At 63.2% G+C, this 25,205-nt stretch carries 24 protein-coding genes and 1 pseudogene; 6 read left to right on the top strand and 19 right to left on the bottom strand.

Annotated elements, in window-relative coordinates; translation table 11 throughout:
• A complete protein-coding gene (locus tag FJ428_RS17705; protein ID WP_140564194.1) occupies window positions 1–708 on the top strand; it encodes an ABC transporter ATP-binding protein in 708 nt (235 codons plus the stop codon).
• Between the two features lie 2 nt (window positions 709–710).
• On the top strand, window positions 711–1,928 hold the full coding sequence (locus tag FJ428_RS17700; RefSeq protein ID WP_140521160.1) for an ABC transporter permease: 1,218 nt from the start codon (window positions 711–713) through the stop codon (window positions 1,926–1,928).
• 24 nt (window positions 1,929–1,952) lie between these two features.
• Here the strand turns inward: FJ428_RS17700 and FJ428_RS17695 are convergent.
• From FJ428_RS17695 to FJ428_RS17685, 3 genes and pseudogenes are all read right to left on the bottom strand, one after another.
• Window positions 1,953–2,201 (bottom strand): annotated as a pseudogene (locus FJ428_RS17695) (PIN domain-containing protein); the annotation flags it as partial.
• 85 nt (window positions 2,202–2,286) lie between these two features.
• Window positions 2,287–3,003: a hypothetical protein gene (locus FJ428_RS17690; protein WP_140761121.1), complete on the bottom strand. Its 717-nt coding sequence runs from the start codon at window positions 3,001–3,003 to the stop codon at window positions 2,287–2,289.
• 3 nt (window positions 3,004–3,006) lie between these two features.
• The gene (locus FJ428_RS17685; RefSeq protein WP_140879877.1) at window positions 3,007–4,119 is read right to left on the bottom strand and encodes an endonuclease/exonuclease/phosphatase family protein; all 1,113 of its coding nucleotides are present in this window, start codon (window positions 4,117–4,119) and stop codon (window positions 3,007–3,009) included.
• A gap of 188 nt (window positions 4,120–4,307) precedes the next feature.
• Here FJ428_RS17685 and FJ428_RS17680 point away from each other — a divergent pair, with 188 nt between their 5' ends.
• Window positions 4,308–4,892: a BA14K family protein gene (locus tag FJ428_RS17680; protein ID WP_140879876.1), complete on the top strand. Its 585-nt coding sequence runs from the start codon at window positions 4,308–4,310 to the stop codon at window positions 4,890–4,892.
• Between the two features lie 69 nt (window positions 4,893–4,961).
• Here the strand turns inward: FJ428_RS17680 and ilvC are convergent, their stop codons facing one another.
• From ilvC to FJ428_RS17665, 3 genes are all read right to left on the bottom strand, one after another.
• On the bottom strand, window positions 4,962–5,981 hold the full coding sequence (ilvC, locus tag FJ428_RS17675) for a ketol-acid reductoisomerase (RefSeq protein ID WP_140495398.1): 1,020 nt from the start codon (window positions 5,979–5,981) through the stop codon (window positions 4,962–4,964).
• A gap of 25 nt (window positions 5,982–6,006) precedes the next feature.
• Window positions 6,007–6,660: a TetR/AcrR family transcriptional regulator gene (locus FJ428_RS17670; protein WP_140516455.1), complete on the bottom strand. Its 654-nt coding sequence runs from the start codon at window positions 6,658–6,660 to the stop codon at window positions 6,007–6,009.
• Window positions 6,661–6,810: 150 nt separating this feature from the next.
• Window positions 6,811–7,269, bottom strand: a complete 459-nt coding sequence (locus tag FJ428_RS17665) for a MarR family winged helix-turn-helix transcriptional regulator (protein WP_140516702.1) — start codon at window positions 7,267–7,269, stop codon at window positions 6,811–6,813.
• A 100-nt stretch (window positions 7,270–7,369) separates the two neighbouring features.
• Between FJ428_RS17665 and FJ428_RS17660 the strand changes: the two genes are divergently transcribed.
• Window positions 7,370–8,107, top strand: a complete 738-nt coding sequence (locus FJ428_RS17660; RefSeq protein WP_140879875.1) for a glutathione S-transferase family protein — start codon at window positions 7,370–7,372, stop codon at window positions 8,105–8,107.
• A gap of 79 nt (window positions 8,108–8,186) precedes the next feature.
• Here the strand turns inward: FJ428_RS17660 and FJ428_RS17655 are convergent, their stop codons facing one another.
• Window positions 8,187–8,597, bottom strand: a complete 411-nt coding sequence (locus FJ428_RS17655; protein ID WP_140495388.1) for a helix-turn-helix domain-containing protein — start codon at window positions 8,595–8,597, stop codon at window positions 8,187–8,189.
• A gap of 134 nt (window positions 8,598–8,731) precedes the next feature.
• Between FJ428_RS17655 and FJ428_RS17650 the strand changes: the two genes are divergently transcribed.
• Window positions 8,732–9,625: an SDR family oxidoreductase gene (locus FJ428_RS17650; protein ID WP_140495386.1), complete on the top strand. Its 894-nt coding sequence runs from the start codon at window positions 8,732–8,734 to the stop codon at window positions 9,623–9,625.
• Between the two features lie 39 nt (window positions 9,626–9,664).
• Here the strand turns inward: FJ428_RS17650 and FJ428_RS17645 are convergent, their stop codons facing one another.
• From FJ428_RS17645 to FJ428_RS17635, 3 genes are all read right to left on the bottom strand, one after another.
• Complete coding sequence (locus FJ428_RS17645; RefSeq protein WP_140664649.1) at window positions 9,665–10,705, bottom strand: aldehyde reductase; 1,041 nt, start codon at window positions 10,703–10,705, stop codon at window positions 9,665–9,667.
• A 40-nt stretch (window positions 10,706–10,745) separates the two neighbouring features.
• On the bottom strand, window positions 10,746–12,665 hold the full coding sequence (locus tag FJ428_RS17640) for a potassium transporter Kup (RefSeq protein ID WP_140495382.1): 1,920 nt from the start codon (window positions 12,663–12,665) through the stop codon (window positions 10,746–10,748).
• 103 nt (window positions 12,666–12,768) lie between these two features.
• Window positions 12,769–13,509 carry a pyridoxine 5'-phosphate synthase gene (locus FJ428_RS17635; protein WP_140879874.1) on the bottom strand — a complete coding sequence of 247 codons (741 nt, stop codon included), beginning with the start codon at window positions 13,507–13,509 and terminating at the stop codon, window positions 12,769–12,771.
• A 112-nt stretch (window positions 13,510–13,621) separates the two neighbouring features.
• Here FJ428_RS17635 and FJ428_RS17630 point away from each other — a divergent pair, with 112 nt between their 5' ends.
• The gene (locus tag FJ428_RS17630; RefSeq protein ID WP_140521265.1) at window positions 13,622–14,023 is read left to right on the top strand and encodes an STAS/SEC14 domain-containing protein; all 402 of its coding nucleotides are present in this window, start codon (window positions 13,622–13,624) and stop codon (window positions 14,021–14,023) included.
• On the opposite strand, the gene FJ428_RS17625 is transcribed toward FJ428_RS17630, so the two are convergent.
• From FJ428_RS17625 to FJ428_RS17585, 9 genes are all read right to left on the bottom strand, one after another.
• A complete protein-coding gene (locus FJ428_RS17625; RefSeq protein ID WP_140516474.1) occupies window positions 14,016–15,143 on the bottom strand; it encodes an ATP-dependent RecD-like DNA helicase in 1,128 nt (375 codons plus the stop codon). The two genes, FJ428_RS17630 and FJ428_RS17625, sit on opposite strands and share 8 nt — an antisense overlap.
• 139 nt (window positions 15,144–15,282) lie before the next feature.
• A complete protein-coding gene (locus tag FJ428_RS17620; RefSeq protein WP_181167329.1) occupies window positions 15,283–15,645 on the bottom strand; it encodes a nitrile hydratase accessory protein in 363 nt (120 codons plus the stop codon).
• Window positions 15,632–16,291, bottom strand: coding sequence for a nitrile hydratase subunit beta (gene nthB / locus FJ428_RS17615; RefSeq protein WP_140559565.1), 660 nt, complete (start codon window positions 16,289–16,291; stop codon window positions 15,632–15,634). The genes FJ428_RS17620 and nthB overlap by 14 nt, the downstream gene beginning before the upstream one ends.
• Entirely contained in the window at window positions 16,288–16,911 is a 624-nt protein-coding gene (nthA, locus tag FJ428_RS17610; RefSeq protein ID WP_140559564.1) for a nitrile hydratase subunit alpha, read from the bottom strand. The genes nthB and nthA overlap by 4 nt, the downstream gene beginning before the upstream one ends.
• A 73-nt stretch (window positions 16,912–16,984) precedes the next feature.
• The gene (locus FJ428_RS17605; protein ID WP_140564201.1) at window positions 16,985–20,146 is read right to left on the bottom strand and encodes an efflux RND transporter permease subunit; all 3,162 of its coding nucleotides are present in this window, start codon (window positions 20,144–20,146) and stop codon (window positions 16,985–16,987) included.
• On the bottom strand, window positions 20,143–21,429 hold the full coding sequence (locus tag FJ428_RS17600) for an efflux RND transporter periplasmic adaptor subunit (RefSeq protein ID WP_140879873.1): 1,287 nt from the start codon (window positions 21,427–21,429) through the stop codon (window positions 20,143–20,145). Before FJ428_RS17600 ends, FJ428_RS17605 begins: the two co-directional genes overlap by 4 nt.
• A 197-nt stretch (window positions 21,430–21,626) precedes the next feature.
• Window positions 21,627–22,223: a LysE family translocator gene (locus FJ428_RS17595; protein WP_140516483.1), complete on the bottom strand. Its 597-nt coding sequence runs from the start codon at window positions 22,221–22,223 to the stop codon at window positions 21,627–21,629.
• 109 nt (window positions 22,224–22,332) lie between these two features.
• Window positions 22,333–22,905, bottom strand: a complete 573-nt coding sequence (gene ilvN, locus FJ428_RS17590) for an acetolactate synthase small subunit (RefSeq protein ID WP_023676680.1) — start codon at window positions 22,903–22,905, stop codon at window positions 22,333–22,335.
• An 82-nt stretch (window positions 22,906–22,987) separates the two neighbouring features.
• Window positions 22,988–24,769: an acetolactate synthase 3 large subunit gene (locus FJ428_RS17585; protein WP_140664654.1), complete on the bottom strand. Its 1,782-nt coding sequence runs from the start codon at window positions 24,767–24,769 to the stop codon at window positions 22,988–22,990.
• Between the last annotated feature and the right edge of the window lie 436 nt (window positions 24,770–25,205).

The following is a 25,205-nucleotide window of genomic DNA, read 5'->3' as shown; positions in this document are numbered from 1 at the left end:
GTGGCGATGGGCGCCCCCCTCATCACCTTCGACAAGGTCTGGAAGAGCTACGGCCATGGCGAAGCCAAGGTGCACGCGCTGGCCGGCGTCGACCTGGCGATCCGGCGCGGCGAATTCGTCGCCATCATGGGCCCGTCCGGCTCCGGCAAATCGACGGCGATGAACATCATCGGCTGCCTCGACACGCCGACCGCCGGCACCTATTCCTTCATGGGCGTCGATGCTGGCCGGCTCGACCGCAACCGCCGCGCCATGCTGCGCAACCTCTATGTCGGCTTCGTCTTCCAGGGCTATAATCTGCTGGCGCGCACCACGGCGGCGGAAAATGTCGAACTGCCGCTGATCTATCGCGGCGTGGCCGGCCGCGAGCGCCGCGATCTTGCCATGCAGGCGCTGGCGCAAGTCGGCCTTGTCGGTCGCGAGCATCACACGCCGGCCGAGCTTTCCGGCGGCCAGCAACAGCGCGTGGCGATCGCGCGCGCCATCGTCACGAGGCCGACGCTGCTCGTCGCCGACGAACCGACCGGCAATCTCGACACTGCCCGCACGCACGAGATCATGGAGTTGCTGACGCAACTGAACAAGGAGCTTGGCCTGACCATCACCATGGTCACCCACGAGGCCGACGTCGCCGAATATGCCGAGCGCACGGTGCGCTTCCTCGACGGCCATGTCGCCTCCGACACCATGACCGTCGAGGTGGCCTGACAATGCTCTGGGAAACCGTCCGCCTCTCCTTGCGCTCGATCCGCCGCAACATGCTGCGCTCGTTCCTGACCTTGCTCGGCATCGTCATCGGCGTCGCCGCGGTCATCGCCATGCTCACCATTGGCGCCGGCACCACCGCCAAGGTCAAGGACGACATCGCCAAGCTCGGCAGCAATCTTCTGGTTGTGCGCTCCGGCCGCCCGGCCGGTCCCGGCGGCCCGGGCGGGCTCGACCAGGTCGTCCGTCCGCTCACCGAAAAGGATCTTGCCGCGCTCATTGCCCATCTGACAGGCGCACGCGCCATTTCGCCGGCCTCGCAGAAGCAGGTCCGCGTCATCTTCGGTACCGAGAGCCTGACCTCCGGCGTCACCGGCACCGACAGTGCCTATCTCGATGCTCGCGACTGGAAACTGGTCTCAGGCCGTTCGTTCAGTGAGTCCGAGACCCGCTCGGGCACCGGCGTATGCCTGATCGGTGAGACGGTGCGCCAGCAGTTCTTCGGTGCCGGCGACCCGGAGGGCGAAATCATCCGCGTCAACCGCACCTCCTGCAAGATCATCGGCCTGCTCGAGCCGAAGGGCTATACCGGCTTCGGCCAGGACCAGGACAATGTCGTGTTGATGCCGCTGCATGCCTATCAGCGGCGCATTGCGGGCAACCGCAACATCGACAACATCTACGTCGCCGCCGACGACCGCACCCCGACCAGCGAGCTGCAGCCGCGCGTCGAGGATATTCTGCGCGACGCCAGACGCCTCACGCCCGACCGCGAAAGCGATTTCGCGATCCGCGACATGACCCAGATCGCCGATGCCATGGCCAGCGCCACCACCACCATGACCGGCATGCTGGGCGCGGTCGCCGGCGTCAGCCTGCTGGTCGGCGGCATCGGCATCATGAACATCATGCTGGTGTCGGTCACCGAGCGCACCCGCGAGATCGGCATCAGGCTCGCCATCGGCGCGCATGAAAAGCACATCCTCATCCAGTTCCTGGTCGAGGCGACGGTGCTGTCGCTGCTCGGCGGCATCATCGGCATCCTGATCGGGCTCTCGCTGGCCGGTCTCGCCTCGGCGACGCTGGCCATTCCCTTTGCGCCGAGCCCGGCAGTCATCCTGCTCGCCGTCGGCTTTTCCGCGCTGATCGGCATGGTCTTCGGCTTCTTCCCGGCGCTGCGCGGCGCCAGGCTCGACCCGATCGACGCGCTGCGGCATGAATAAGGCGATTGGAAAGCAAAGGCGCGGCTACGACGCTGTTTCCCAGGGATTGATGGTATTCAATCCGGCGGCCGCGAATGGACTGGTGTCGCGGGTGGCGACCGTAAGACCGTTTGCTGCGGCCGTGGCTGCGATGTAGCCATCCGCATTGCCGATCGCCTTTCCTGAGGCTCTCGCCTTTACCATGAGGTCGGCATAGGCGCGCGACGCGTCGAGGTCGAAAGGCAGAATGCGGCCTGCAAACAGTGGCAACACATCCTGATCGAGACGATTGTCCGCGCACGCACCCGATGTTTGGGGTTGCAGGCAGCCACTCAGACCTTCGTATGCCGGCATTGGCGATCAGCACGGAAGGTAAGGTTTAGTCCGCGTTCGCAAAATGCCACTCGATCAGCGGCTTCATGTGCGGCATCAGCCCGTGCGGCAGGTCGGCGGCGTGGCGGATGATGACCGGACCCACGATCTCCGGTTCGGCCTCGGTTGCGACGAAGGCCGAGATGCGCCGCGCGATCTCCTCGGCGGGCTCGGGAACCCGGTAGCGGCGGAAGATCACCGTGCCGCTTTCCGTCGACAGGGCATGGTAATGCAGGCCGCGTGCGGCGCCTGAAATGTCGAGGCCGGTTTCTTCCCGCACCTCGCGGATCATGTTGAAATCGACATCGACGAGGCCATCGCGAAAATCCGCCGGTTCAAATGAACCGGCGGCGAAATAGACGCGGCCGGCAGTAACGGTGTGGGAGGCCATGCGAATCGCTACCAGCGCATTGTCGCCGGCCACGAGCATGGCATGGGCATAGGCGTGCTCGGCGCCGGAATTCTCCCGCCGCTTCCGCCAAAGCATGAACGTGGAGTAGTTGACCGCGTGGCACCGGCCGACGAGGCGATTGTCGCGCCAGGCAAGTCGCGAAAGCAGCACCACGGGACCATCGAACAACGCGGGATTGGCCGCGATCTCGTGCTGCCAGTTCGCGGCGATCGCCTCGGCATTGTCCAGCGCGAAAGGATGCGGGCCGGGATCGAGCCTGACGTCGACGGCGTCGACCGGCAAAATGACATTGCGCGGCAGGTCGAAGCTCACGGCTCAGGCCATGTCCAGCGTGATCGCCACCGGACAATGGTCCGATGCCTTGGGCCGGTCCCAGCCGGCGCGCGGAAAGCGCTCCACTTCCTGGCCGGCGGGGAAGATCGTGCGCCAGGGCTGGCCGTTGCGGATGATGTCCGGGACGGCGGTGGCGTTCTTAGCCGCCAATCCCGTGGACAGCAGGATATAATCGAGCTGGCACAAATGCCGCTCTTGCGGCCCACGCGTGTGGTAGAAGGTCCAGCGGTTCATTTCCGGCCGCCTCTCGACCACGTTTTCGCAAAAACCGCCAGCCGTCAGCACGTTGATGCAGGACAGGTTCTCGTCGACCACCTCGAAACGATAGCCGTCGAATTCGTCGCCGGCGATCTTCACGCGCTGGCGGTAATCGTTCATGTCGCCGCAGATCGCCCAGCGCTTGTCGGCTGCATGATCCGCCCCGAAGCGCTCCTCGATGATCCGGCGCACCGCCTGCGCCTCCGCGATGCGGATCGGCATCGTCGCTTCACGCCCGTCGAGCCCGTTGCGGGGCGAGCCCATCGACTTGAAGTGCACGAGATAGAGCGTCAGCGGCGAGCCGCCCACGGTAATGTCCACTTCCAGGCAGTCGCGCCGGAAGATGCGTTCATTGGGCTGGTTGCCGAGCGCCGCCAGCTCCGGCGTGTGCAGCCCGAACTGTTCATAGGTCACATAGGCGTGGCTGGTCATGCGCACGAATTCGATGGGCTGGCCCTGCGCGGTCTCGCTGCGCATCATCACGGCGACGTCGATGCCGCGCGAATCATTGCCGGCAGCGGTGTACTTCTGGCGGTAGCCCTGCCCCACCATCTTGAAAAGATAGCCATATTCGAACGCCTTGAGGGCTTCGATATTGTCGACCTCCTGCATGCAGATGATGTCCGCGCGCGTGGCCGCTATGGCCAGCGCCGTCAGCTGCCGCATGTCGTCCGACTGCGCGATGGCGCGAGCCTGCTCCAGCATCTTGTACTCGGCCTCGCTCTGGATATCGAAGAGAGCCAGCGTCCGGTCCTCGTTGAGCTGGTTGCGGTATCCGGAGAAATCGAACCTGTTCATCAGGTTCTCGACATTGAAGGTTGCAAGGCGCAGCGACATATCATGAGCTTTGCCCGCAAGCGCGGCAGAAAACAAGGCCGGGCAACCACCAGCTGGAATCGATTGATCCTGGCGCGCCTCGCGCCATGGTTGAGGGAACCTTTCCGTTCATCCGCCGTTCAGACGCAAAGACCCACAGTGGGCCCATCCCAGGGTCGGCGTGGGGCCTGTTCTCTTGGAGAAGTGCAATGAACGCGCTCTTTTCTTCCACAGTCAAATCCGGGCTGATAGCGCTCGGTATCTTCTCCGGCATCACGGCACCATCCGCTGCCGGACCAATCCTTCAGCCGGAGCTGTCGATCCCAGCCAGCACCGCGGCGCCGACGGTCACGCCTGTGCGTGACAGCTGGGCCGGCGGCAACAACCGGAGCTTCAACAACGACTGGAGATGGCGCCGGTCGGGCGGGTGGAACCACGGCAATTGGAACCGCGGCGATTGGGGCGGCCGTCACTGGAGCGGTCGTCACTGGAGCGGCCGTCACTGGAACGGCGGCGATGATTGGCGTTGGCGCCGCCACCATTATCGCGGCCGCTACTATGATGACAGCGCCGGCGCCGCGATCCTGGGGCTTGGCTTGGGGCTCGGCCTCGGCAGCATGTACAACAACTACAATTACTACGATGCACCGCCGCGCCGCTACTATCGCGCCGGCCGGCTGTCGAGCGCCCATGTCCGGTGGTGCTACAACAGATACCGCTCGTATCGCGCTTACGACAACACCTTCCAGCCCTATAACGGCCCACGCCAGCAGTGCTACTCGCCCTATCGCTGAGCCAGGCCGCACAATCCTGCAATAAAAAACGGCGCCGCGCGGCGCCGTTTCTTTTGGAGCGTGGATCGCTCAGTTCTTCGCCTTGTCGACCAGCTTGTTCTTGGAGATCCACGGCATCATCGCGCGCAGCTTGGCGCCGACTTCCTCGATCTGATGGCTGTCGTTGTTGCGGCGGATGCCCTTGAAACGCGACAGGCCGGCACGGTATTCCTGCATCCACTCCGAGGTGAACTTGCCGGTCTGGATATCCTTCAGCACCCGCTTCATCTCGGCCTTTGTCTCGGCGGTGATGATGCGCGGCCCCGAGACATATTCGCCCCATTCGGCGGTGTTCGAGATCGAGTAATTCATGTTGGCGATGCCGCCTTCATAGATCAGGTCGACGATCAGCTTGACCTCGTGCAGGCACTCGAAATAGGCCATTTCGGGCGCATAGCCGGCTTCCACCAGCGTCTCGAACCCGGCGCGGATCAGCTCCACCAGGCCGCCGCACAGCACGACCTGCTCGCCGAACAGATCGGTCTCGCATTCCTCGCGGAAATTGGTCTCGATGATACCCGAACGGCCGCCGCCGACGCCGCAGGCGTAGGAGAGCGCGAGGTCGAGTGCGTTGCCCGAAGCATCCTGGTTGACGGCGACCAGGCACGGCACGCCGCCGCCCTTCTGGTATTCGCCGCGCACCGTATGGCCGGGCCCCTTCGGCGCGATCATGACGACGTCGACCGTCGACTTCGGCTCGATCAGGCCGAAATGCACGTTGAGGCCATGCGCGAAGGCGATTGCCGCGCCGTCGCGGATGTTCGGCGCGATCTCGTTTTTGTAGATGTCGGCCTGCAATTCGTCGGGCGTCGCCATCATCATCAGGTCGGCCCATTTGGCGGCGTCGGCCACGCTCATCACCTTGAGCCCGTCGGCCTCGACCTTCTTGGCGGTCGCCGATCCGGCCTTGAGGCCGATGGCGATCTCCTTGGCGCCGGAATCCTTGAGGTTGAGCGCATGCGCCCGGCCCTGGCTGCCATAGCCGATGATGGCGACCTTCTTGCCCTTGATCAGGTTGAGATCGGCATCACGATCGTAATAGACGCGCATTTTTGTCTTCCTTCCCGTTTGAAGATCAGAGGCCTTGCGGCCCGGTTTTTGCTCCGAAAAGAGCGAGAAACTGCTGCGTCGCGCGGACGGCATCACCGCCGATCGCCGCCTCAGTCAATTCCAGCCGGTCGCCAAGCAAGAGACGGATCTGCACGTCGCGGGCGACCAGCCCGAAAAACGTACGGAACGCCGTCTCGGCGTCCGAGAAATCGAGCAGCCCGGCCTGGCGGCCGGCCTCCAGCACCGGCTTCAGGCGCTTGGCGAGGGCAAAGCGCCCGTTCTCCAGCACCACCGCGCCAAGATCATCCTTGCCCGAACCGGCATGGCCGACCGCCACCCGGTTGAGTGCGATCGAAGTGTCGCTGGAAATGACCTTCAGCCAGTCGGAAGCAAATCGCTCCAGGCTCGCGGCCAACGACGCAAGGTCGAGCCCCCTGCCGTCGACCGCCGTCACCCGCACCTTCGAGGCCTGCCATTGCACCGTCGCCGTCAGCAGGCCGTCGCGGTCGCCGAACCATTTGTAGAGCGTTTCCTTGGAGCAGCTCGCCCGCCGCGCCACTGCGGTCATGGTCAGATTGTCGCCCTCTTCGACCAGCAGGCGGAGCGCTGCATCCAGGACCGCCTTCTGACGCTCCGTCAGCGCTTCGCCGTTGTCGATATCGGCATTTGCCTGCAACACGCTCTGTTCCCGTTTGATGGTAGAGCCGTAGATCGCCCGAGCTCAGTACCGTACGTTACGGTTCGGCATATTGCGCAATCCGAAGATCGGCGCAAGGCCAAAATGACGAAATGTCTTTCCCGTGTCCCCGCAGCCGCGCAACGCGTATGTTCAGTCGCCGGCTGGCGGATCGCGCAACCGCCCGAGCAAGGCCGATACCGTGTTCAGTTCTTGCGGCGAGAGCTTGTCGCCAACCAGCTCCGCGATCGACCTGCCATAGACGGCCCACATACGGCGGCGCGTCTCTCGTCCCTTGGCCGTGATGCGGACGGTTTGGCCGCGGCCGTCATCAGCCACCGGCAGCTTCTCGACAAACCCATCGGCTTCAAGTCGGGCCAGCAGCCGCGAAATATTATACTGCGCGAACAGGGTTCGTTCGATCAGCTGGAACGGCCGCAAGCCGCCCTCGCCCGCCTCAGCGAGTTCGTGCAGCACGTCATACCAGGCAAGCGGCGGCAGGCCGCCTTCCTTCAGCGCGTCTTCGGCACGTTCCACCAGCTGGCGTGATACCCGCATCAGGCGTGCCCAGGTCTTGATGGCCTCCGGCGATGGCATGGCTGTCTCGATCATGACGGCATCATAAGAGATAGATGCAATTGCATCAAGCTTGACGACCAATGCATTTGCATCTAGATAGATGCGAATGCATCGATATTGAGAGGCAAATCCGATGAAGCATGCCAACACCCTCATTCTCGTCAGCCATCCCCTTTGCCCCTATGTCCAGCGTGCGGCGATCTCGCTGGCCGAGAAAGGCGTGCCGTTCGAGCGCGTCGACATCGACCTCGCCAACAAGCCTGACTGGTTCAAGGCGGTCTCGCCGCTCGGCAAGGTGCCGCTGCTGCGCGTGCGGCTGGGGAACGATGAGACGGTGATCTTCGAATCCGCCGTCATCCTCGAATTCCTCGAAGAAACTGAGGCCAATCCCCTCCACCCCGCCGACCCCTATGCCCGTGCCCGGCATCGTGCCTGGATCGAGTATGGCTCAGCCATCCTCAACGCCGTCGGCCGGTTCTATTCGGCGTCGACCGAGGCAGGATTCCTTGCCGAGTCTCGGACGCTGTCGGAAATGTTCGATCGTGTGGAGACCGAATTGGCGGGCGAAGCCGGCCGGACTGGACCATGGTTCGAAGGCGGGCGCTTTTCGCTCGTCGACGCAGTCTACGGCCCTGTCTTCCGCTACATCGATACCTTCGACCGGATCGGCGATTTCGGCATTCTGGACGGCAAACCGCTCGTCCAGGCCTGGCGCCAGGCATTGAGTGGACGCCCGTCCGTCAAGCATGCCGTGGCGCAGGACTATCCACAGCGCCTGCATGCCTTCCTGCGGGCGAAGGGATCGTATCTTTCGACGGTCATTCGCAAGAACGATCGGGCCAGCGCGCTTCCGCCAGCCCAGTTCGGCTGAACGGATCGACCACAGTGCCGGCCACCATCGAGGCCAGGAACTGCGGCGAATGCGCGGCGTCGCGGCGCCACCACGCGGCTTATGCCTGGGCGGCATCAAAATCCGCACGCGCTTCGCGCACCGCATCATGGTTGAGTTCGGCCCATAGGATCAGTTGATGAAAGGCGCCGAACATCGAGCGCCCGAGATCGGTAAGGCTGTATTCAACGCTCGGTGGTTTGGTCGGGAACACTTCACGATGCACATAACCGTCGCGTTGCAAATCGTGCAGTGTCTGGGTCAGCATGCGCTGCGAAATGTCAGGCACCAGCCGCCGCAACTCGCCGAAACGATACGGCCTTTCAGCCAGCGCCATCACCAGCAGCGATCTCCATTTGCCGCTGACGCCCTGGATGACATTGCGAACCGGACAATCGGCAAAATTACCGCCCCCGCTCATCGCTTTGTAGGTCTCCAGCTTCGATTTCAGATTGGTGACCTTGCCGTCCATCGCTGGTTCCCTGGATGTGCCTACCTCCCGAAAAACTGCCTTCTTTACGGCGACAGGTCAATTCCTATTTTAGTGCTGGTCTCTTTCTGAGACCACTAGAGCACCCGCCGCTTCGGCACAAATCAGGATCTCCGATGACCGAAACCCTTCTCGTCACCGGCGCCTCCGGCCAGCTTGGCCGCGGCGTCATCCGCTATCTCCTGGACGCGCATAAAACTCCGCCTGCAAAGATCATCGCTATCACGCGCAATCCCGAAAGCCTGGCAGATTTGGCGGTGCGCGGCGTCGTTGTCAGGGCCGCAGACTTCAACGACGCCATTTCGCTGGAAACCGCATTCAAGGGCGCCGACAAGGCGCTAATCATTTCGACCGGCGATCTCGATCTCAAAAGCGGCAAGCGCCTGAAGCAGCACGAGAATGCCGTCGCGGCGGCCAAAAACGCCGGCGTCTCGCACCTGCTCTATACCTCGATGCCCAACCCGGAACCGGTGTCGCCGGTCCTGTTTGCCGGTGACCACTACAGCACCGAGCAGGCAATCAAGGCGAGCGGCATCCCCTACACGATCTTCCGCAACGGCTGGTACCAGGAGAACCTGTTCATGGCGCTGCCGCACGCGATCGCCTCGGGGCACTGGTACACGTCCGCCGGCGAAGGCCGCATCGCCCATGGCGCGCGCGACGACATGGCAGCGGCGATCGCCGCCGGTCTCGCTTCCGGCTCGACCGACAACAAAACCTACACGCTGACTGGCCCGCAAGCGTACACGACGGCAGAGATCGCCGCCCTTGTCAGCGAAGTCACCGGCAAGCCGCTCGATGTCGTGCAGGTTTCGGATGATGTCCTGACCGAAGGGGTAAAGGCATCAGGCGTTCCCGAGGATTTTGCCGGCGTCATCGTTTCCTTCGACGTCAACACGCGTGCCGGCCGCATCGCCATGGTGACGGACGCGATCGAGATGCTTTCCGGCAGGACGCCAAGGACGTTGAGACAATTCCTCGAGGCGAACAAGGCTGCCCTGGCAGGTTGAAATCCACGCGGCGGGAAGTCTGTTCTCGACTTTCCGCCCCTACTTCGATGTTTTGATCAGGCCGTGCCGAATAAGGCTCTCTCCGGTCGCAGCCAGCGCGTCTTCGCGCGAACGCGGCTTCCAGCCGAGCATGCGAACCGCCTTGGCATTGGTGGCATTCTTGACCTTGCCCAGCTCAGGCACGAGCTGCGCGACTTCCGGATTGAACAGTCCCACCATGCGCACCAGCCAATCGGGAAGCTCTCTGGTCGAAACGCGCTTCGCCGCGTTGCCGAGCCGCTTTCTCAAGGTTTGCGCGATTTCCCGCACGGTCATGAAATCGCCGGCCACCGCCAGGAAGCGCTCGCCATTGGCAGCTGGATCGGTCATGGCGCGGACATGCAGGTCCGCCACGTCGCGTGCATCGACGGCGCCGAAGGACAGGCGCGGCAGCCCCGGCATGGCTCCATTCATCATGCGTTGGACAAATTCGGTGGAGGTCGAATGGTCGGAGCCAAGCACAGGCCCGAAGATGCCGACGGGGTTGACGGCAGCAAGCTCCAACCCGCCACCCTCGGCGGCGATAAAATCCCAGGCCGCGCGCTCGGCGAGCGTCTTCGACTTCACATAGGCGCTGACCCTTCCCATCGGATCGGTCCAGTTCTCCTCGGTGAACGGACGGCCGTCGGGCGGCATCTTGCCGTAGCCGACAGCCGCGAAGGAGGACGTCAGCACGACGCGTCTGACGCCGGCATCTCGTGCCGCCCGCAGCACCCGCAACGCGCCTTCACGGGCCGGAATGATCAGCTCGTCATCATGCTTGGGCACGCCGGGCGGGAACGGCGAGGCGACATGCAGGACATAGTCGCAGCCTGCAGCGGCTAGCGGCCAGCCGGCATCGCTCATGAGATCGGCGATTGCAAAGGAGAGCCTGTCATCCGGCTCGACGCCACCTGCCTTGAGCATGGCCAGGACATCGGCTTGCCGCCCGGCCGAGCGCACGGTGGTGCGCACGCGGTAGCCCGCCTTCAGCAGTTCAAGGATACAGTGGGCGCCGAGAAAGCCAGATCCGCCGGTGACAAGCACCAATTCGCCGCTCATGCCCGTCCCCCGAAGCGTCAGCCCAAGGCGATCGAGACAGTCAGATCGCCACCTGCGTACCGATCTCTACCACACGGCCGGTCGGTATCTGGAAATATTCGGTGGCGTCGGCCGCCGTGCGCGCCAGCCCGATGAACAGCCGGTCCTGCCACACCGGCATGCCGGAATTGGGCGAGGCTTTCAGCGAGCGCCGGGACAGGAAGAAGGACGTCGTCATGATGTCGAACTTCCAGCCTTGCTTGCGGCAGATCGCCAGCGCGCGCGGGATGTTGGGCTGCTCCATATAGCCGAAGGTCAGCGTCACCCGCATGAACAGCTCGTTGACCGTCTCCATCTTGACCCGGTCGCTGTCAGGCACCACCGGCTGCGGCGCGGTTACCACCGAGAGGATCACATTCTGCTCGTGCAGGACCTTGTAGTGCTTCAGGCTGTGCATCAGCGCGGTCGGCGCGCTGAGCGGATCGCTGGTCAGGAACACCGCGGTGCCGGATACCAGCTGCGGCTTCTTCTTCAACAGATTGCCGGCCAGGAAATCGAGCGGGATCTCGTTGCGGCGGGTCTTGTCGAAGAGATAACGGCTGCCGCGCACCCAGGTCCACATCGCCAGAACGATGGTGAAGGCCACCGCCAGCGAGGCCCAGCCGCCTTCGAACACCTTGACGATGTTGGAAGCAAAGAAACCGACATCGATGAAACCGAACAAGGCTGTCATCGCGACAGCCACCCACAGCCGCCATTTCCAGATGCGGGTCATGACGACAAACAGCAGCACCGTGGTCACCAGCATGTTGCCGGTCACCGAGATGCCGTATGCCGAAGCCAGCCTGCTGGATTCGCCGAAGCCCACCACCAGCATCATCACCACCAGCGCCAGCAACAGGTTGACGCGCGGCATGTAGATCTGGCCGGACTGTTTTTCCGACGTGTGCAGGATTTCCAGCCGTGGCAGCATGTTGAGCTGCACCGCCTGCCTGGTCAGCGAGAATGCGCCTGAAATCACCGCCTGGCTGGCGATCACCGTCGCGGCGGTCGCCAGCACCACCATTGGGATCAGCGTCCAGCCTTCGTTCATTTCGAAGAAGGGATGTCCGACCACGCCGTTCTTGGCCAGCACGAAGGCGCCCTGGCCGGCATAGTTGAGCAGCAGGCAAGGGAACACGATCGCCAGCCAGGCGAGCACGATCGGCTTGCGGCCGAAATGGCCGAGATCGGCATAAAGCGCTTCGGCGCCGGTGACCGCAAGGAAGATGGCGCCGATGGTGACGAAGGCGACATCGGGCGAATTGATCAGGAAGGCGACGATATAGTGCGGGCTGATCGCCCACAGGATTTCCGGATCGGCGATGATATGGTTGAGGCCGGACAGGCCGATAGCCAGGAACCAGACCGCGGTGATCGGGCCGAAGATCAGCGCCACGCCGCCGGTGCCGAAGCGCTGCACCGAAAACAGAACCGCCAGGATGACCAGTGTCAGCGGCACGACATAAGGCTGGAAGGTCGGCGTGACGACATTCATGCCCTCGACCGCCGAGAGCACCGAAATTGCCGGGGTTATGACGGCGTCGCCGAAGAACAGCGAGGCGCCGACGATACCGATGCCCAGGATGATCGCCGAGCGCTTAGGGAAACTGCCGCGCGCCAATGCCATCAACGACAGCACGCCGCCTTCGCCGCGGTTGTTGGCGCGCAGCACGAACATGATGTATTTGATGGTGACGATGATCGTCAGTGACCAGATGATCAGCGAGAGAACGCCAAGAATGTCGCCACGGTCGGCCACTTCGCCGCCCGACGACGCCACCAGCGCCTCGCGGAACGCGTAGATCGGGCTGGTGCCGATATCGCCGTAAACAACGCCGAGCGCGCCGAGCATCAACACCTTGGTGCTGTGCTGCTCGATTTCAGGATGGCTCGATTGTTCGACGGTTTCTGCCTCACTACCAGTGTTGGCAAGGGCCATGAACGACACTCCGATAAGCGGGCGGTGCTCTACGCTTGCTGCGATGCAATATCAAGTACCGTCGCGTTATGGCTGCCATGCTTTGCACGCGAGGCTGCCACCATTACCACCCGCAAGCCCTGAGAAAGCGGCCCACCGTGCCGGCCATGCCATACTCCAACGCGTCGGCTGTCAACCCATGTCCGATCGACACTTCGGCCAATGCCGGAACGCGTCGCGCCAAGGCCGGCAGGTTGCTCACCGTCAGATCGTGCCCGGCATTGACCTCAAGGCCCGCAACAAAGGCCGCATCGGCCGTTTTTCCCAGTCTTTCCAGCTCCTTGGCCGCCTTGGCGGAATCGGCATGGCAACTGCCATAAGGTCCCGTGTAAAGCTCGATGCGGTCGGCGCCGGTATCGCGCGCGGCGTTTATGCCGGCAGGATCCGCATCGGAGAACAACGAGACCCGGAAACCGCCCTTCTTCAGGCGTCTCACGATCGGTGTCAGGAACGCTGCATCGGCGATGAAGTTCCAGCCATGGTCCGACGTTGCCTGGGAGGGATCGTCGGGCACCAGGGTCACCTGTTCCGGCTGGTGCTTTTCCACGAGCGCCAGGAAATGCTCGGTCGGATGGCCCTCGATGTTGAATTCGGCCCGCGGGAACTCATCGTCGATCAAGGCCCTGATCTCAGGCAGGTCTGAACGGCGGGTATGGCGCTCGTCCGGACGAGGATGCACCGTCAGCCCATGCGCTCCCGCCGCAAGCGCGATGCGGCCAAGCCTGATCACATCGGGCCACGGCAGGTCGCGCCGGTTGCGCAGCATGGCGATGGCGTTGAGATTGACGGAAAGCTTTGCGGGCATGGCTTCGGATCCTGCTCGATTTCGGCGCATCTATACCGCCTTTGACGGGAACAGATAGGGGGTTTCCGGTGTTCCAGAAGATCGGATGACGTTTGTGAAAGGATACGATCCCTTGAATTTCCTCGAAGCCGTGCCGGCAATCCGGCGCATCGATACGGACCGTGAGGATCTCTTCGCCATCGATATCGTCGGCCATGTCTCGGCGGCCGACGCGGAAAACCTGTTCGGCCTGCTCGAAGCGGCTTACGCGCTTCACCCGCGAATCGATGTGCTGGTGCGCGTGATCGATCATGACGGCGTCGACTGGAGCGACATATCGGACGAGACGCTGCGACAGGGCGCGGTCCAGGCCGCAGAGCATATCGGCCGTTGTGCCGCGATCGGCGAGCCGGACTGGACGGCGCAGGCGCGAGACTTCCTCCCTACCCCGCCGCCGGTCGAACTCAGGCATTTCAAAGACGAGGCCGATGCCTGGCAATGGCTCGGCGCCAGGCAACTGGGCTCCGCTACCTGACGATCGTCAACCGTTCGGCCGCCCGGGTGATCGCGGTGTAAAGCCAGCGCTGGCGCGTTTCCTTGAACGCCCAGCTTTCGTCGAACAGCACGATCTCGTTCCACTGCGACCCCTGCGCCTTGTGCACGGTCAGGGCATAGCCATAGTCGAAATCATCGAACCGCTTCTTCTGCTGCCACGGGATATCGGCGTCGGGATCCTCGAACGCCGCCTTGAGCAGCTTGATCTTGGCGACACCGCGGTCCGGATCATCCTCTTCGGGCGACACCAGAAGGTTGATGCCAGGTTTCACCGTCTCGCGCGACGAGGTCATCACCTTCCACAGCGAACCGTTGAGCAGGCCCTTGGCCGGGTCGTTGCGCAGGCACACCAGCTTGTCGCCGGCCTGCGGATAGTCGGCATTGAACCCCTTGAGCTCGCGCAGGCGCTGGTTGTAGCGGCGGCGCGTGCGGTTGGTGCCGACCAGCACCTGGTCCGCCCTCAGCACTAAGTCCTGGTTGACGTCTTCCTTGCCGATCACCTGCGCCGTGCCGTAGTCGCCGCGCATGAATTCGCGCCCCTCGCGCACGTCGAGCGCCAGCCGCAGGATCGGATTGTCGCGCGCCTGCCGGTGGATTTCGGTGAGCAGGAAATCCGGCTCGTGGTCGGTGAAGAAGCCACCGCCCGAGATCGGCGGCAACTGGCCGGGATCGCCCAGCACCAGGATCGGCGTGCCAAAGCTCAAGAGGTCACGGCCAAGCTGCTCGTCGACCATCGAGCATTCGTCGATGATGACCAGTTTCGCACGCGAGATCGGGCTCTGCCGGTTGAGCGAAAAAGTCGGCGACATCGACGTCTTGCCAGTCACCTCGTCTTCGACCGATTCCTCCCCCTTGGGCCTGTAGATCAGCGAATGGATGGTGCGGGCATTGACCGCGCCCTTGGAGCGCAGCACCTGCGCCGCCTTGCCGGTGAAGGCGGCGAACTGCACCTGGCCGTCGACATGTTCGGCGAAATAGCGCGCCAGCGTCGTCTTGCCGGTGCCGGCATAGCCGAACAGCCGGAACAATTGCGGCTTGCCGGCCTTGAGCCAGCGCGCGACCGCCTGCAGCGCCTCGTCCTGTTGGGGTGAAAATTCCATCTGATCGTGTGACCGGATTCGCGAGAGAAAGACAAGATAGCGCCACCGCCATCGACGCGGCCTGGTGGCGAACTCCCTGCGCTTCAGCCTATCAGGCGAGGACGGGAACGTAAAGGGAACGGGCGGCGTGTCCGCACGATCACCCGACGGCGTGCGGATCGTTCTCCAGCAGGATCGGCTTGCCGTGCGGCGTGGCATGCGCGGCGCGCTCCCAGGCCCGTGCCATTGCATCGACATCGGGCTTGGCGGCCAATCCTTTCGACGCCAGCAGCGCTTCCAGCGCCGCCAACCAATGTTCGTAATAGTCATGGCCGTCAGCCCCGGCGCCGGGTTTCTTCACTTCGGCCGACAGTGCCTGCGCCCACTCGCTCCACGAAAACAGGCCCTTGTCGTGCAGCGCCACCGTCATCGCGAAGGCTTCGGCCTGCCAGGGCTCGGCGAAGACGGGCGCATCGAGGCCGGCGGGCAGACCGGCAGGCCCGTTCGCCTCAGGCCGGTTCAAGATAGTTCTCCCAGGCATCGATGGACACGGTCAGCGTCGGATCGGCCCCGTCGCCCCAGATCTCGGCTCCGTCGAAAACCACCGTATAGACCCATTGCGGGTTCTCGCCCTGCCCATGCGCGTTGGTGTCCGGGAATACAAAGCCGTCGCGCACCGCTTCGATCCTCCCATGCTTGCCACGCGCGTAGCGCGGCAGCCTGGTGTGGCCGGTCGGATTGAAATTCCTGGTCCGCACGCGGTCGCCGGCCCTGAACCGCGGCGCCGTTTCGACCGGCCGGTTGCACGGAGCGCCCTTGGCCAGCACGGCCGGAACGTCATCGGTCTTCAGCACTCTTTTGGGCGTCGCCGCCGCATCGATCGCCTCGCCTGCCTTGAGATCACGCTCGCTGACGAAACCATGGCGCTTGAGCAGGGTTTCCAGCGCCTTGATCCAGATCTGGTAGTAGCTGGAGGCATAATAGTCGGCCGGATGCAGCGATTCCCGCGCATGCCGGCTCTCATCGATATTCCAGGCGCCCATGGCGCCGGCGGTGAGCGTCACGCCGAGCGCCCGCCGCTCCCAGTCGGTATGGAAATACGGCTCGTCCCGTTCCGGCGCCACCGGCCCGAATCCCATCTGTCCGCCGACATCCTGCGGGCCGTTCATGCCGGATCCCCCGTTTTTTCCGGTTTTTGGGCTAGCACAGTGCCGATCATCGCATCGCGGCTTACCAATTCGGACAAGCGCTCCTCACTCCAGCCTTCGGTTCCTTGAGGCCGCATCGGGACGACGAGATAGCGTAACTCCGCGGTCGAATCCCAGACGCGTATCTTTGTCGAGGCCGGCAGCGTCAGCCCGAATTCCTCAAGCACGCCGCGCGGATCGATGACCGCGCGCGAGCGATAGGGCGGCGCCTTGTACCAGACCGGCGGCAGGCCGAGCACCGACCACGGATAGCAGGAGCACAGCGTGCAGACGACGAGATTGTGAGTCTCTTCGGTGTTGAACACCGCCTGCATGTGCTCGCCTTGCCGGCCGGTATAGCCCAGCGATCCGATCGCCGCCGTAGCATCGCGCTTCAGCCAGTCGGCAAAAGCGGGATCGCTCCAGGCCTTGGCCACCACCCTCGCGCCGTTGCGGGGACCGATCTTAGTCTCGTAGGTATCGACGATGACATCGATCGCGGCCGGATCGATCAATCCCTTGCGGGTGAGAATGGTTTCCAGCGCGCGCACGCGAGCGGCAAACGGATCGAGTTCGTTGTCGTGGTCATGATCGTGGGACATGGCCACAAACTACGGCTGCGATCCGCCGGCCGCAAGCATGACGACTTGGGCCAGTGGGCGCGACGCGGATACACTACTCCGCGGCCGTCTTTTGCGGCTCGCCTCGGATTTCGTCATCATCGTCGAACAGCGAAGGCTGATCCCCCGCTTCGACCAGATGCAATTCGGGCTTGCGCTTCGGCATCAGCCCGACCAGCCAGCCCGAGAAATTTTCCATGTAGACATAGATTACCGGTGTGACGAACAGCGTCAGCGCCTGCGAGGCGAGCAGACCGCCGACAACGGCGACGCCCAGCGGCTGGCGCAGCTCCGCGCTGGCGCCCGTGCCGAGCGCGATCGGGAACGTGCCCATCAAGGCGGCCAGCGTCGTCATCATGATCGGCCGGAACCGCATCAGGCAGGCCTTGTGGATGGACTCGGTGGCCGACATTCCTTCTCGTCGCAATTCGAGCGCGACGTCGACCATCATGATGCCGTTCTTCTTGACGATGCCGATCAGCATCAGGATGCCGATCACCGCGATGACGGACAGGTCCATGCCGGCGAAGCGCAAGGCGACAACCGCTCCCAGCACAGCCGATGGCAAGCCTGTGAGGATCGTGAGCGGATGGATGAAGCTCTCATAGAGAATGCCAAGCACGATATAGATGGTGAGGATCGCGCCGCCGATCAGCAGGCCCTGGTTGGCGAGCGAATCCTGGAAGGTCTTGGCTGTGCCGGCAAAGCTGGTCGAGATCGTCTCCGGCATGCCGATCTGCTCCTTGAGCGCGTCGATGCGGCTCACGCTGTCGCCGAGCGCCACGCCTTGCGGCAGATTATAAGAGATCGTCACGGCCGGAAGCTGGCCGAGCTGGTTGACCGTCAAGGCGCCGGCCGTGCGATCGACCCGGGCGAAGGCGCCAAGCGGAACCAGGGAGCCGCTCGCCGTCCTCATCTGGATGGCCAGCATCCGCTCCGGCGACCACTCGATCTTGGGATCGAGCTCGGTGATGACTTCGTAGCTGTCGGCGGAGCCGAAGATCGTCGAAACCTGGTCGGTGCCGAACCCGCCATAAAGCGCCGAGCGCAGCGTGTCGGTGTCGATGCCGAGCTGGGCCGCCTTGTCGCGATCCACCACCAGCGTCGCCTGCAGCGCATTGTTCTGCAGATCGCTGGTGACGTCGGTGAAGGTCGCATGATCGGCCGCCATCGCGTCATTCAGTTTCTGCGCCCAGATGTCTGTCTGGCCGGTGTCGAGGCCCTGAACCACGAGCTGGTAGGCGCTGGCAGACGAGCGCGAACCCAGCCTCAGATTCTGCACAGGCTGCATGTAGGTCTCGATGCCCGCGACGCCGGCCAATTGCTTGCGTAGATCCGCAAGCACCTTCTCGATATTGGGCCGCTGGTCCTTGCCCTTGAGCTGGACGAAAAGCTGCCCCTGGTTGAGCGCATTGTTGCCGCTGCCCGCCGACCACGCAACATGGTCGACATAGGGCGAATGCGAGAACACGCTGGCCACCTGCCCCTGCAGCTTTGCCATGGCGTCGAACGAGATGTCCTGGCGCGCAATGGTCGTCACCGATATCTGGCCGATATCCTCCTGCGGGAAAAAGCCCTTCGGCGAGACCTCGATCAGCCACACCGACGCCGCCGCGGTGCCTATGAAGACCAGGAACACCAGGAAAGTGTGCCGCAGACAGAAGCTCAGGATCCGGTCGTAGCCGCGGGTAATGAAATCGCGCCTGTGGCCATCGCCATGCGCCTCGCGGTCGGCCTTGGTCACCGACAGCAGCCGCGAGCACAGCATCGGCGTCAGCGTCAGCGACACGAACATTGACGCCAGGATGGCGACCGTCACCACGACGGCGAACTCGTTGAAGATGCGCCCGATGACGCCGCCCATCAGAAGCACCGGGATGAACACGGCCACGAGCGAGATCGAAATCGAGATGATGGTGAAGCCGATTTCGCGCGCGCCCTTCAGCGAAGCATCGAACGCCGACAACCCATCCTCCTCCATATGGCGGAAGATGTTTTCCAGCATCACGATGGCATCGTCGACGACGAGGCCGACCGCGAGCGTCAGGCCCATCAGTGAGATGTTGTCGATGGAAAAGCCGAACAGGAACATCGCGCCGAGCGTGGCGATCAACGAGATCGGCACCGCCACGGCCGGGATGATGGTCGCCGTAACGCGGCGCAGGAACACGAAGATCACCATGACCACCAGTGCGATGGTCAACAGCAGCGTGAACTGCACGTCGTCCACGGCCTGGCGGATCGAGGTCGAACGGTCGTTGAGCAGTTTGATCTGGGCGGCGGCCGGCATCTGGTCCTGGAAGGACGGCAGCATCGCCTTGACCTTGTCGACGACGTCGACAGTGTTGGCGTCGGGCTGGCGCTGCACCGCCATGATGATCGCGCGCGTGCCGTCATACCAGCTCGCAGTCGTCGTGGTCTGCACCGAATCGACGACGCGTGTCACCTCGCCCAGCCGCACCGGATGACCGTTCTTGGTGGCGATGATGAGGTTGGAGAATCCGGCGGCGTCGGTCAGCTGCGTATTGGCCGTGATCGTCAGCTGCTGTTTGTTGTTCTTCAGAACGCCCAGCGGGGTATTGGAGTTGGCGGATGCGATCGCCGCCTGCAGCTGGTCGATCGAAATGCCGCGCGCGGCAAGCGCGGTCGGGTCGATCTGGATGCGGACCGCATATTTCTGCTGGCCGAAGATGGAGACCTGCGCCACGCCGTCGATGGTCGACAGCGACGGCGAGATGACGTTTTCGGCGAAAGCATCGAGATCGGTCAGCGGAACCGTATCGCTGACCAGCGACATCAAAAGGATCGGCGCGTCGGCCGGATTGACCTTGCGATAGCTCGGCGGCGAGGTCATCTGCGGCGGCAGCGATCTTTGCGTGCGCGCGATCGCTGCCTGCACGTCCGCGGCCGCGGCATCGATGTCGCGGTTGAGCACGAACTGGATGGCGATCGAGGTCTGGCCGAGCGAGTTGGTGGTCGAGATCGAATCGATTCCGGCAATGGTGGCGAATTGCTTGATCAGCGGCGTCGCCACCGACGTTGCCATCGTTTCCGGCGAGGCTCCGGGTAGCTGAGCCGAGACGTTGACGACAGGGAATTCGGCACTGGGCAGCGCCGCCACCGGGAGGAACTTGTAGGCGAACAGCCCGCCCAGAACGAGGGCGAACGACATCAGGAGGGTGGCGACAGGCCTGCGAATGCAGAACTCGGAGATCATTGGGCCGCCTCGCCGGCCTTGTCCGCTTGCGCGATCTTGGGTGCTGCCTGGTCGCCGGATCCGGCGGATGCCTTGCCTTCGTGCACGGCAGCCCCGTTCTTCAGTCGCGTCTGGCCTTCGATAACAACCTTCTCGCCGCTTTTCAGGCCATCGCTGATGGCGGCGCTCTGACCCACGGTCAGCGCCACTTGCACCGGCCGCATTTCGACTGTGTTGTCAGGCTTGACCACATAGACGAACGGCCCCTTCTGGCTGGGCTGCACCGCGACCGTGGGGACGGACGTCATCTGCGGCATGATGCCGGCGTCGAGCACGACATTCACATATTGGCCCGGCCACAGCGACAGATCGGCGTTGGGTATGCTGGCTCGCGTTGCGATGGTGCCGGAAGCGGTATCGACGCTGGAATCGACGAAATCGAGCGTGCCCTTGCCAATGGGTGTCGGGTCGCCGTCCTGGGTCAGGGTCACTGCCCCTTGCTGTGGCTTTGCCAGTGCCTTGTGCAGCAGCGCAAGATTGCTTTCGGGCAGGTTGAAGTTCACCTGCAGCGGATCCATCTGGGTGATGGTGACGAGCGGGGTCGAGGTGCTGCTGCTGCCATTGCTCGTGGTCACGAGATCGCCCACGGCAACGTTGACCGCGCCAAGCCTGCCGGAAATCGGCGCGGTGATCCTGGCAAAGCCAAGCTGGACATTGTCTGCATCGATTGTCGCCTTGTCGGCATCGACAGTCGCTGCCGCCGCCTTCTGCGCGGCAACGGCCTGGTCGTAGGTCTGCTGCGTACCGGCCTGCTTGGCGACAAGATCCTTGGCGCGCTGAAGATCGGAATTCGAACTGGCAAGCAGCGCCTGATCCTTGGCGAGCGTCGCCTGATCCTTGGCGAGCTGCGCCTTCAAGGCACGGTCATCCAGCGAAAACAGGAGATCGCCGGTTTTCACCATCTGCCCGTCCTTGACGTCGATCGACACGATCTGGCTGGACACGCGCGCGTTGATGCTGACCACGGCGGGAGAGGAGACGAAGCCGATGGCGTAGCGCCGGACCGGGAAATCGGCCGTCGTTGCCGTGGCCGAGATGATCGAGGCCGAACGGGCGCCAGTGCCGCCGGCCGCCTGCTTGGCCCCTGCCTGCGGATCCTGCCTATCCGGCGTCGGCTTGTCCGACGCGACCTGATTTACACCGATGATCTGCCGGGCCCTGCTCAGCGTGTCGGGAGACAGATAGAGCCAAGCCGCGCCTGCGCAGGCGACCGCAAGCAATGAAAGAATGACTTTTCCACGCATCGACAAAAGACCCTCTCCGTCCGACACGCCATAGCCAGGTGGTCGTATTCTAGCTCAAATCACGACTGCCTGCCGCGATTTCGCTGAATAGATAGGACAGGGCTTTGGCGGAAAAGGGCCAAAACACGGCATTACGAAGATTTAATGTGCACTGCACAATGGATGGGCAGCCCACTATGATCGCGAGCCTGGACAGCTTACCGCAGCATCGGCCAAAGCGTCGCGGCCAGCAACACGCCCATGGCGATGTTGAACCATTTCAGCCGCACGGGATCGGACAGGAAACCGCGCAGCGCCGTGCCGAATCCCGCCCACACTGAAACACTCGGCAGGTTGACGATGGTGAAGGCCACCGAGATCAGCGCCACCGACAGGAACGGATGCTCCGGATTGGAGTAGACGGCCATGGCGGTGATCGCCATCACCCAGGCCTTGGCATTGACCCACTGGAACGCCGCCGCCTCGATGAAACGCATCGGCCGCGCCTTCGTCTCGCCTTTGCCGCTGAGCGAGCGTGACATGGCGATTTTCCAGGCAAGGTAGAGCAGATAGGCGGCGCCGGCGATCTTGAGCGCGGTGTGCAGCGCCGGGAACGCCGTCAGCACGGCGCCAAGACCAAGGCCGACCGCCAGCAGCAAGACAAGAAACCCGATGCTGATGCCGAACATATGCGGCACGCTCCTCACCAGGCCGAAATTCACACCTGAGGCGAGCAGCATCAGATTGTTAGGCCCGGGCGTGATCGAGGTCACGAAGGCGTAGACAAGCAAGGCGAGGAATGCGTCGAGCGACATGATATCCTCCCAGATAAGCCAGTATTATTGTCACTTCCAACGACCGCACAAAGGCCACCCTCGGCCGGTGGCCGATCCCGTCGTCACACTGTGGAGAAACTTACCGGTGCTACATCCCCTGCGGGCCACGGTTCATCGCCGCCACGCCGGTGCGGCAGATCTCTACCAGGCCGAGCGGCTTCATGATGGCGATGAACTGGTCGAGCTTGGAGCCCTTGCCGGTGATCTCGAAGATGAAATGCTCGGTGTTGGCGTCGATGACGCTGGCGCGGAAGGCATCCGCCAGGCGCAGCGCCTCGACGCGGGCCTCGCCGGTGCCGGCGACCTTGACCAGCGCCAGTTCCCGCTCCAGCGGCCGCTCCTGGCCGAACTCCTGCGAGCGCACGGTGAGGTCGACGACGCGGTGGACCGGCACGATGCGCTCGAGCTGGTGCTTGATCTGCTCCAGCACATGCGGCGTGCCGCGCGTCACGATGGTGATGCGCGACAGATGTTTCTCATGCTCGGTTTCCGAGACTGTCAGGCTCTCGATGTTGTAGCCGCGCCCGGAAAATAGGCCGATGACCCGGGCAAGCACGCCCGGCTCGTTGTCGACCAGCACTGAAAGCGTGTGGTTCTCGGGCTTTTCCGTTTCCTTGGCGATGAAATAGGCGGAGCCGGTCGGTTGTAGCTGTGCGTTCATGATGTGAATCTCGACTTCAAACTCTTGGATCTAATCTCTGTTTACGCACGGCTTCTCGCGACAGCCCTGCCTCTGTCCGCTGCTAAACCAGTTCCCTGCCCTTGGCGTCGATGGCGTTGGCCACCGCTTCGTCCGTCGCCTCGTCCGGCAAGAGCATCTCATTGTGCGCCTTGCCCGACGGGATCATCGGGAAGCAGTTGGCGAGCGTCGCCACGCGGCAGTCGAACAGCACCGGCTTCCTGACCGAGATCATCTCCTTGATGGCATCGTCCAGCTCGTCCGGCTTGTCGCAGCGAATACCGTGGCCGCCATAGGCTTCGGCCAGCTTGACGAAATCAGGCATGGCTTCGGTGTAGGAATGCGACAGCCGGTTGCCGTGCAGCAGCTGCTGCCACTGCCGCACCATGCCCATATACTGGTTGTTGAGAATGAAGATTTTGATCGGCGCGTCGAACTGCACCGCGGCACTCATCTCTTGCATCGTCATCTGCACCGAAGCGTCGCCGGCGATATCGACGACCAGCGCGTTCGGATGCGCGATCTGCACGCCGAGTGCCGCCGGCAGGCCGTAACCCATCGTGCCGAGCCCCCCGGACGTCATCCAGCGGTTCGGCTTCTCGAAATGGTAGTGCTGCGCCGCCCACATCTGGTGCTGGCCGACCTCCGTCGTGATGTAGGTGTCCATGTCCTTGGTCAGGGCATAGAGCCGCTGGATGGCATATTGCGGCATGATCACGTCGTTGTTCATCTTGTAGGCGAGCGAATCGCGCGCACGCCATTTGGCGATCTGCTCCCACCAGGGATAGAGCGCCTTCTTGTCGGCCTTGGCGGTTGCCCGCCACAGCCGCACGAGATCCTCCAGAACCCGGCCGACATCGCCGATAATGGGCACGTCGGTGTGGACGTTTTTGTTGATCGAGGACGGATCGATGTCGATATGGATCTTCTTCGAGTTCGGCGAGAACGCGTTGAGCCGGCCGGTGATGCGGTCGTCGAAGCGCGCACCGATGCAGATCATCACGTCGCAATCATGCATGGCCATGTTGGCTTCGTAGGTGCCGTGCATGCCGAGCATGCCGAGCCAGTTCTTGCCCGATGCCGGATAGGCGCCGAGCCCCATCAACGTCGAGGTGATCGGGAAACCGGTGAGGTCGACCAGTTCGCGCAGCAGATGGCTCGCTTCCGGACCGGAGTTGATGACGCCGCCGCCGCTGTAGATGATCGGCTTCCTGGCACCGGCCAGCAGTTCGACCGCCGCCTTGACCTTCTCCAGGTCGCCCTGCACCTTCGGCTGATAGCTGGTGCGCGGCGCGGTTTGCGGAGAAACATAAAAACCCTTGGCGAACTGCACGTCCTTCGGGATGTCGACCACGACAGGACCGGGACGGCCGGTGGTGGCGACATGGAAGGCCTCATGAATGGTTGCGGCAAGCTCGTTGACGTCCTTCACCAGCCAATTGTGCTTGGTGCAGGGGCGCGTGATGCCGACCGTGTCGCACTCCTGGAAAGCGTCCGAACCGATCAGCGAGGTCGGCACCTGCCCGGTCAGGCACACCAGCGGGATCGAATCCATCAGCGCGTCCTGCAAAGGCGTCACCGCGTTGGTCGCGCCCGGACCCGATGTCACCAGCATGACGCCTGCCTTGCCGGTCGAGCGCGCATAGCCCTCGGCCGCGTGGCCGGCGCCCTGCTCGTGCCTCACCAGGATGTGCTCGACGTCGTCCTGCTGGAAGATCTCGTCATAGATCGGGAGAACCGCGCCGCCCGGATAACCGAAGACATGCTTGACGCCATTATCCTTCAGCGCCTGCACCACCATTTCGGCGCCAGTCATTTCGCGCCGCTCGCTCTGTCCGTTGCTCATCGGTTTGGTCCCGTACTGTCCGCCATCTGGCGATTTGCTGGTCGTTTAGTCGTGTTTCAGGCAATAAAAAAGGCCCCCGAGGGAGCCTGTGTGTTGCGCATGGGAGGTTTTCGCCCGGCGGTTACACCGCCTTGCCCACGCGCCTTCCTACGAGAATGAGTGCCTTTTTCATGGTGGCGAACCATAAGGGTGAAAGCAGCCGTTCGTCAATGGGGTCGATTCCGCTTTCATGCCGGCTTGCCCGGTGCATGGCACGAAGCACGCGCACGCCGTCATTTAGACCCGGCTCGACGTCGGGTCGCTGGTCAAACCCTTGAAAACAAGCCGAACTATTTGGCGACGTGACGCGGCCCATGGTTTGCCGCGATACTGCCCGAGGCCGGACCCCAAGCTCGGCAAAGGCAGCTCGCAACGAGGCCGATCAACAAAAACGCGG

The sequence above is a fragment of the Mesorhizobium sp. B2-8-1 genome (assembly GCF_006440955.1).
GTDB lineage: Bacteria > Pseudomonadota > Alphaproteobacteria > Rhizobiales > Rhizobiaceae > Mesorhizobium.
This window is presented reverse-complemented; position numbering and strand designations above follow the sequence as displayed.

What these genes read in the sequence shown, in the direction of transcription:
- FJ428_RS17595 (WP_140516483.1), bottom strand. Translation starts at nt 22,223, where the DNA reads ATGTCGCTCGACGCATTCCTCGCCTTGCTTGTCTACGCCTTCGTGACC.
- FJ428_RS17680 (WP_140879876.1), top strand. Translation starts at nt 4,308, where the DNA reads ATGAACGCGCTCTTTTCTTCCACAGTCAAATCCGGGCTGATAGCGCTC.
- FJ428_RS17605 (WP_140564201.1), bottom strand. Translation starts at nt 20,146, where the DNA reads ATGATCTCCGAGTTCTGCATTCGCAGGCCTGTCGCCACCCTCCTGATG.
- ilvC (WP_140495398.1), bottom strand. Translation starts at nt 5,981, where the DNA reads ATGCGCGTCTATTACGATCGTGATGCCGATCTCAACCTGATCAAGGGC.
- FJ428_RS17645 (WP_140664649.1), bottom strand. Translation starts at nt 10,705, where the DNA reads ATGAGCGGCGAATTGGTGCTTGTCACCGGCGGATCTGGCTTTCTCGGC.
- FJ428_RS17655 (WP_140495388.1), bottom strand. Translation starts at nt 8,597, where the DNA reads ATGGACGGCAAGGTCACCAATCTGAAATCGAAGCTGGAGACCTACAAA.
- FJ428_RS17640 (WP_140495382.1), bottom strand. Translation starts at nt 12,665, where the DNA reads ATGGCCCTTGCCAACACTGGTAGTGAGGCAGAAACCGTCGAACAATCG.
- ilvN (WP_023676680.1), bottom strand. Translation starts at nt 22,905, where the DNA reads ATGAACGCACAGCTACAACCGACCGGCTCCGCCTATTTCATCGCCAAG.
- FJ428_RS17685 (WP_140879877.1), bottom strand. Translation starts at nt 4,119, where the DNA reads ATGTCGCTGCGCCTTGCAACCTTCAATGTCGAGAACCTGATGAACAGG.
- FJ428_RS17700 (WP_140521160.1), top strand. Translation starts at nt 711, where the DNA reads ATGCTCTGGGAAACCGTCCGCCTCTCCTTGCGCTCGATCCGCCGCAAC.
- nthA (WP_140559564.1), bottom strand. Translation starts at nt 16,911, where the DNA reads ATGTCCCACGATCATGACCACGACAACGAACTCGATCCGTTTGCCGCT.
- FJ428_RS17625 (WP_140516474.1), bottom strand. Translation starts at nt 15,143, where the DNA reads ATGGAATTTTCACCCCAACAGGACGAGGCGCTGCAGGCGGTCGCGCGC.
- FJ428_RS17585 (WP_140664654.1), bottom strand. Translation starts at nt 24,769, where the DNA reads ATGAGCAACGGACAGAGCGAGCGGCGCGAAATGACTGGCGCCGAAATG.
- FJ428_RS17650 (WP_140495386.1), top strand. Translation starts at nt 8,732, where the DNA reads ATGACCGAAACCCTTCTCGTCACCGGCGCCTCCGGCCAGCTTGGCCGC.
- FJ428_RS17665 (WP_140516702.1), bottom strand. Translation starts at nt 7,269, where the DNA reads ATGATCGAGACAGCCATGCCATCGCCGGAGGCCATCAAGACCTGGGCA.
- nthB (WP_140559565.1), bottom strand. Translation starts at nt 16,291, where the DNA reads ATGAACGGCCCGCAGGATGTCGGCGGACAGATGGGATTCGGGCCGGTG.
- FJ428_RS17635 (WP_140879874.1), bottom strand. Translation starts at nt 13,509, where the DNA reads ATGCCCGCAAAGCTTTCCGTCAATCTCAACGCCATCGCCATGCTGCGC.
- FJ428_RS17660 (WP_140879875.1), top strand. Translation starts at nt 7,370, where the DNA reads ATGAAGCATGCCAACACCCTCATTCTCGTCAGCCATCCCCTTTGCCCC.
- FJ428_RS17600 (WP_140879873.1), bottom strand. Translation starts at nt 21,429, where the DNA reads ATGCGTGGAAAAGTCATTCTTTCATTGCTTGCGGTCGCCTGCGCAGGC.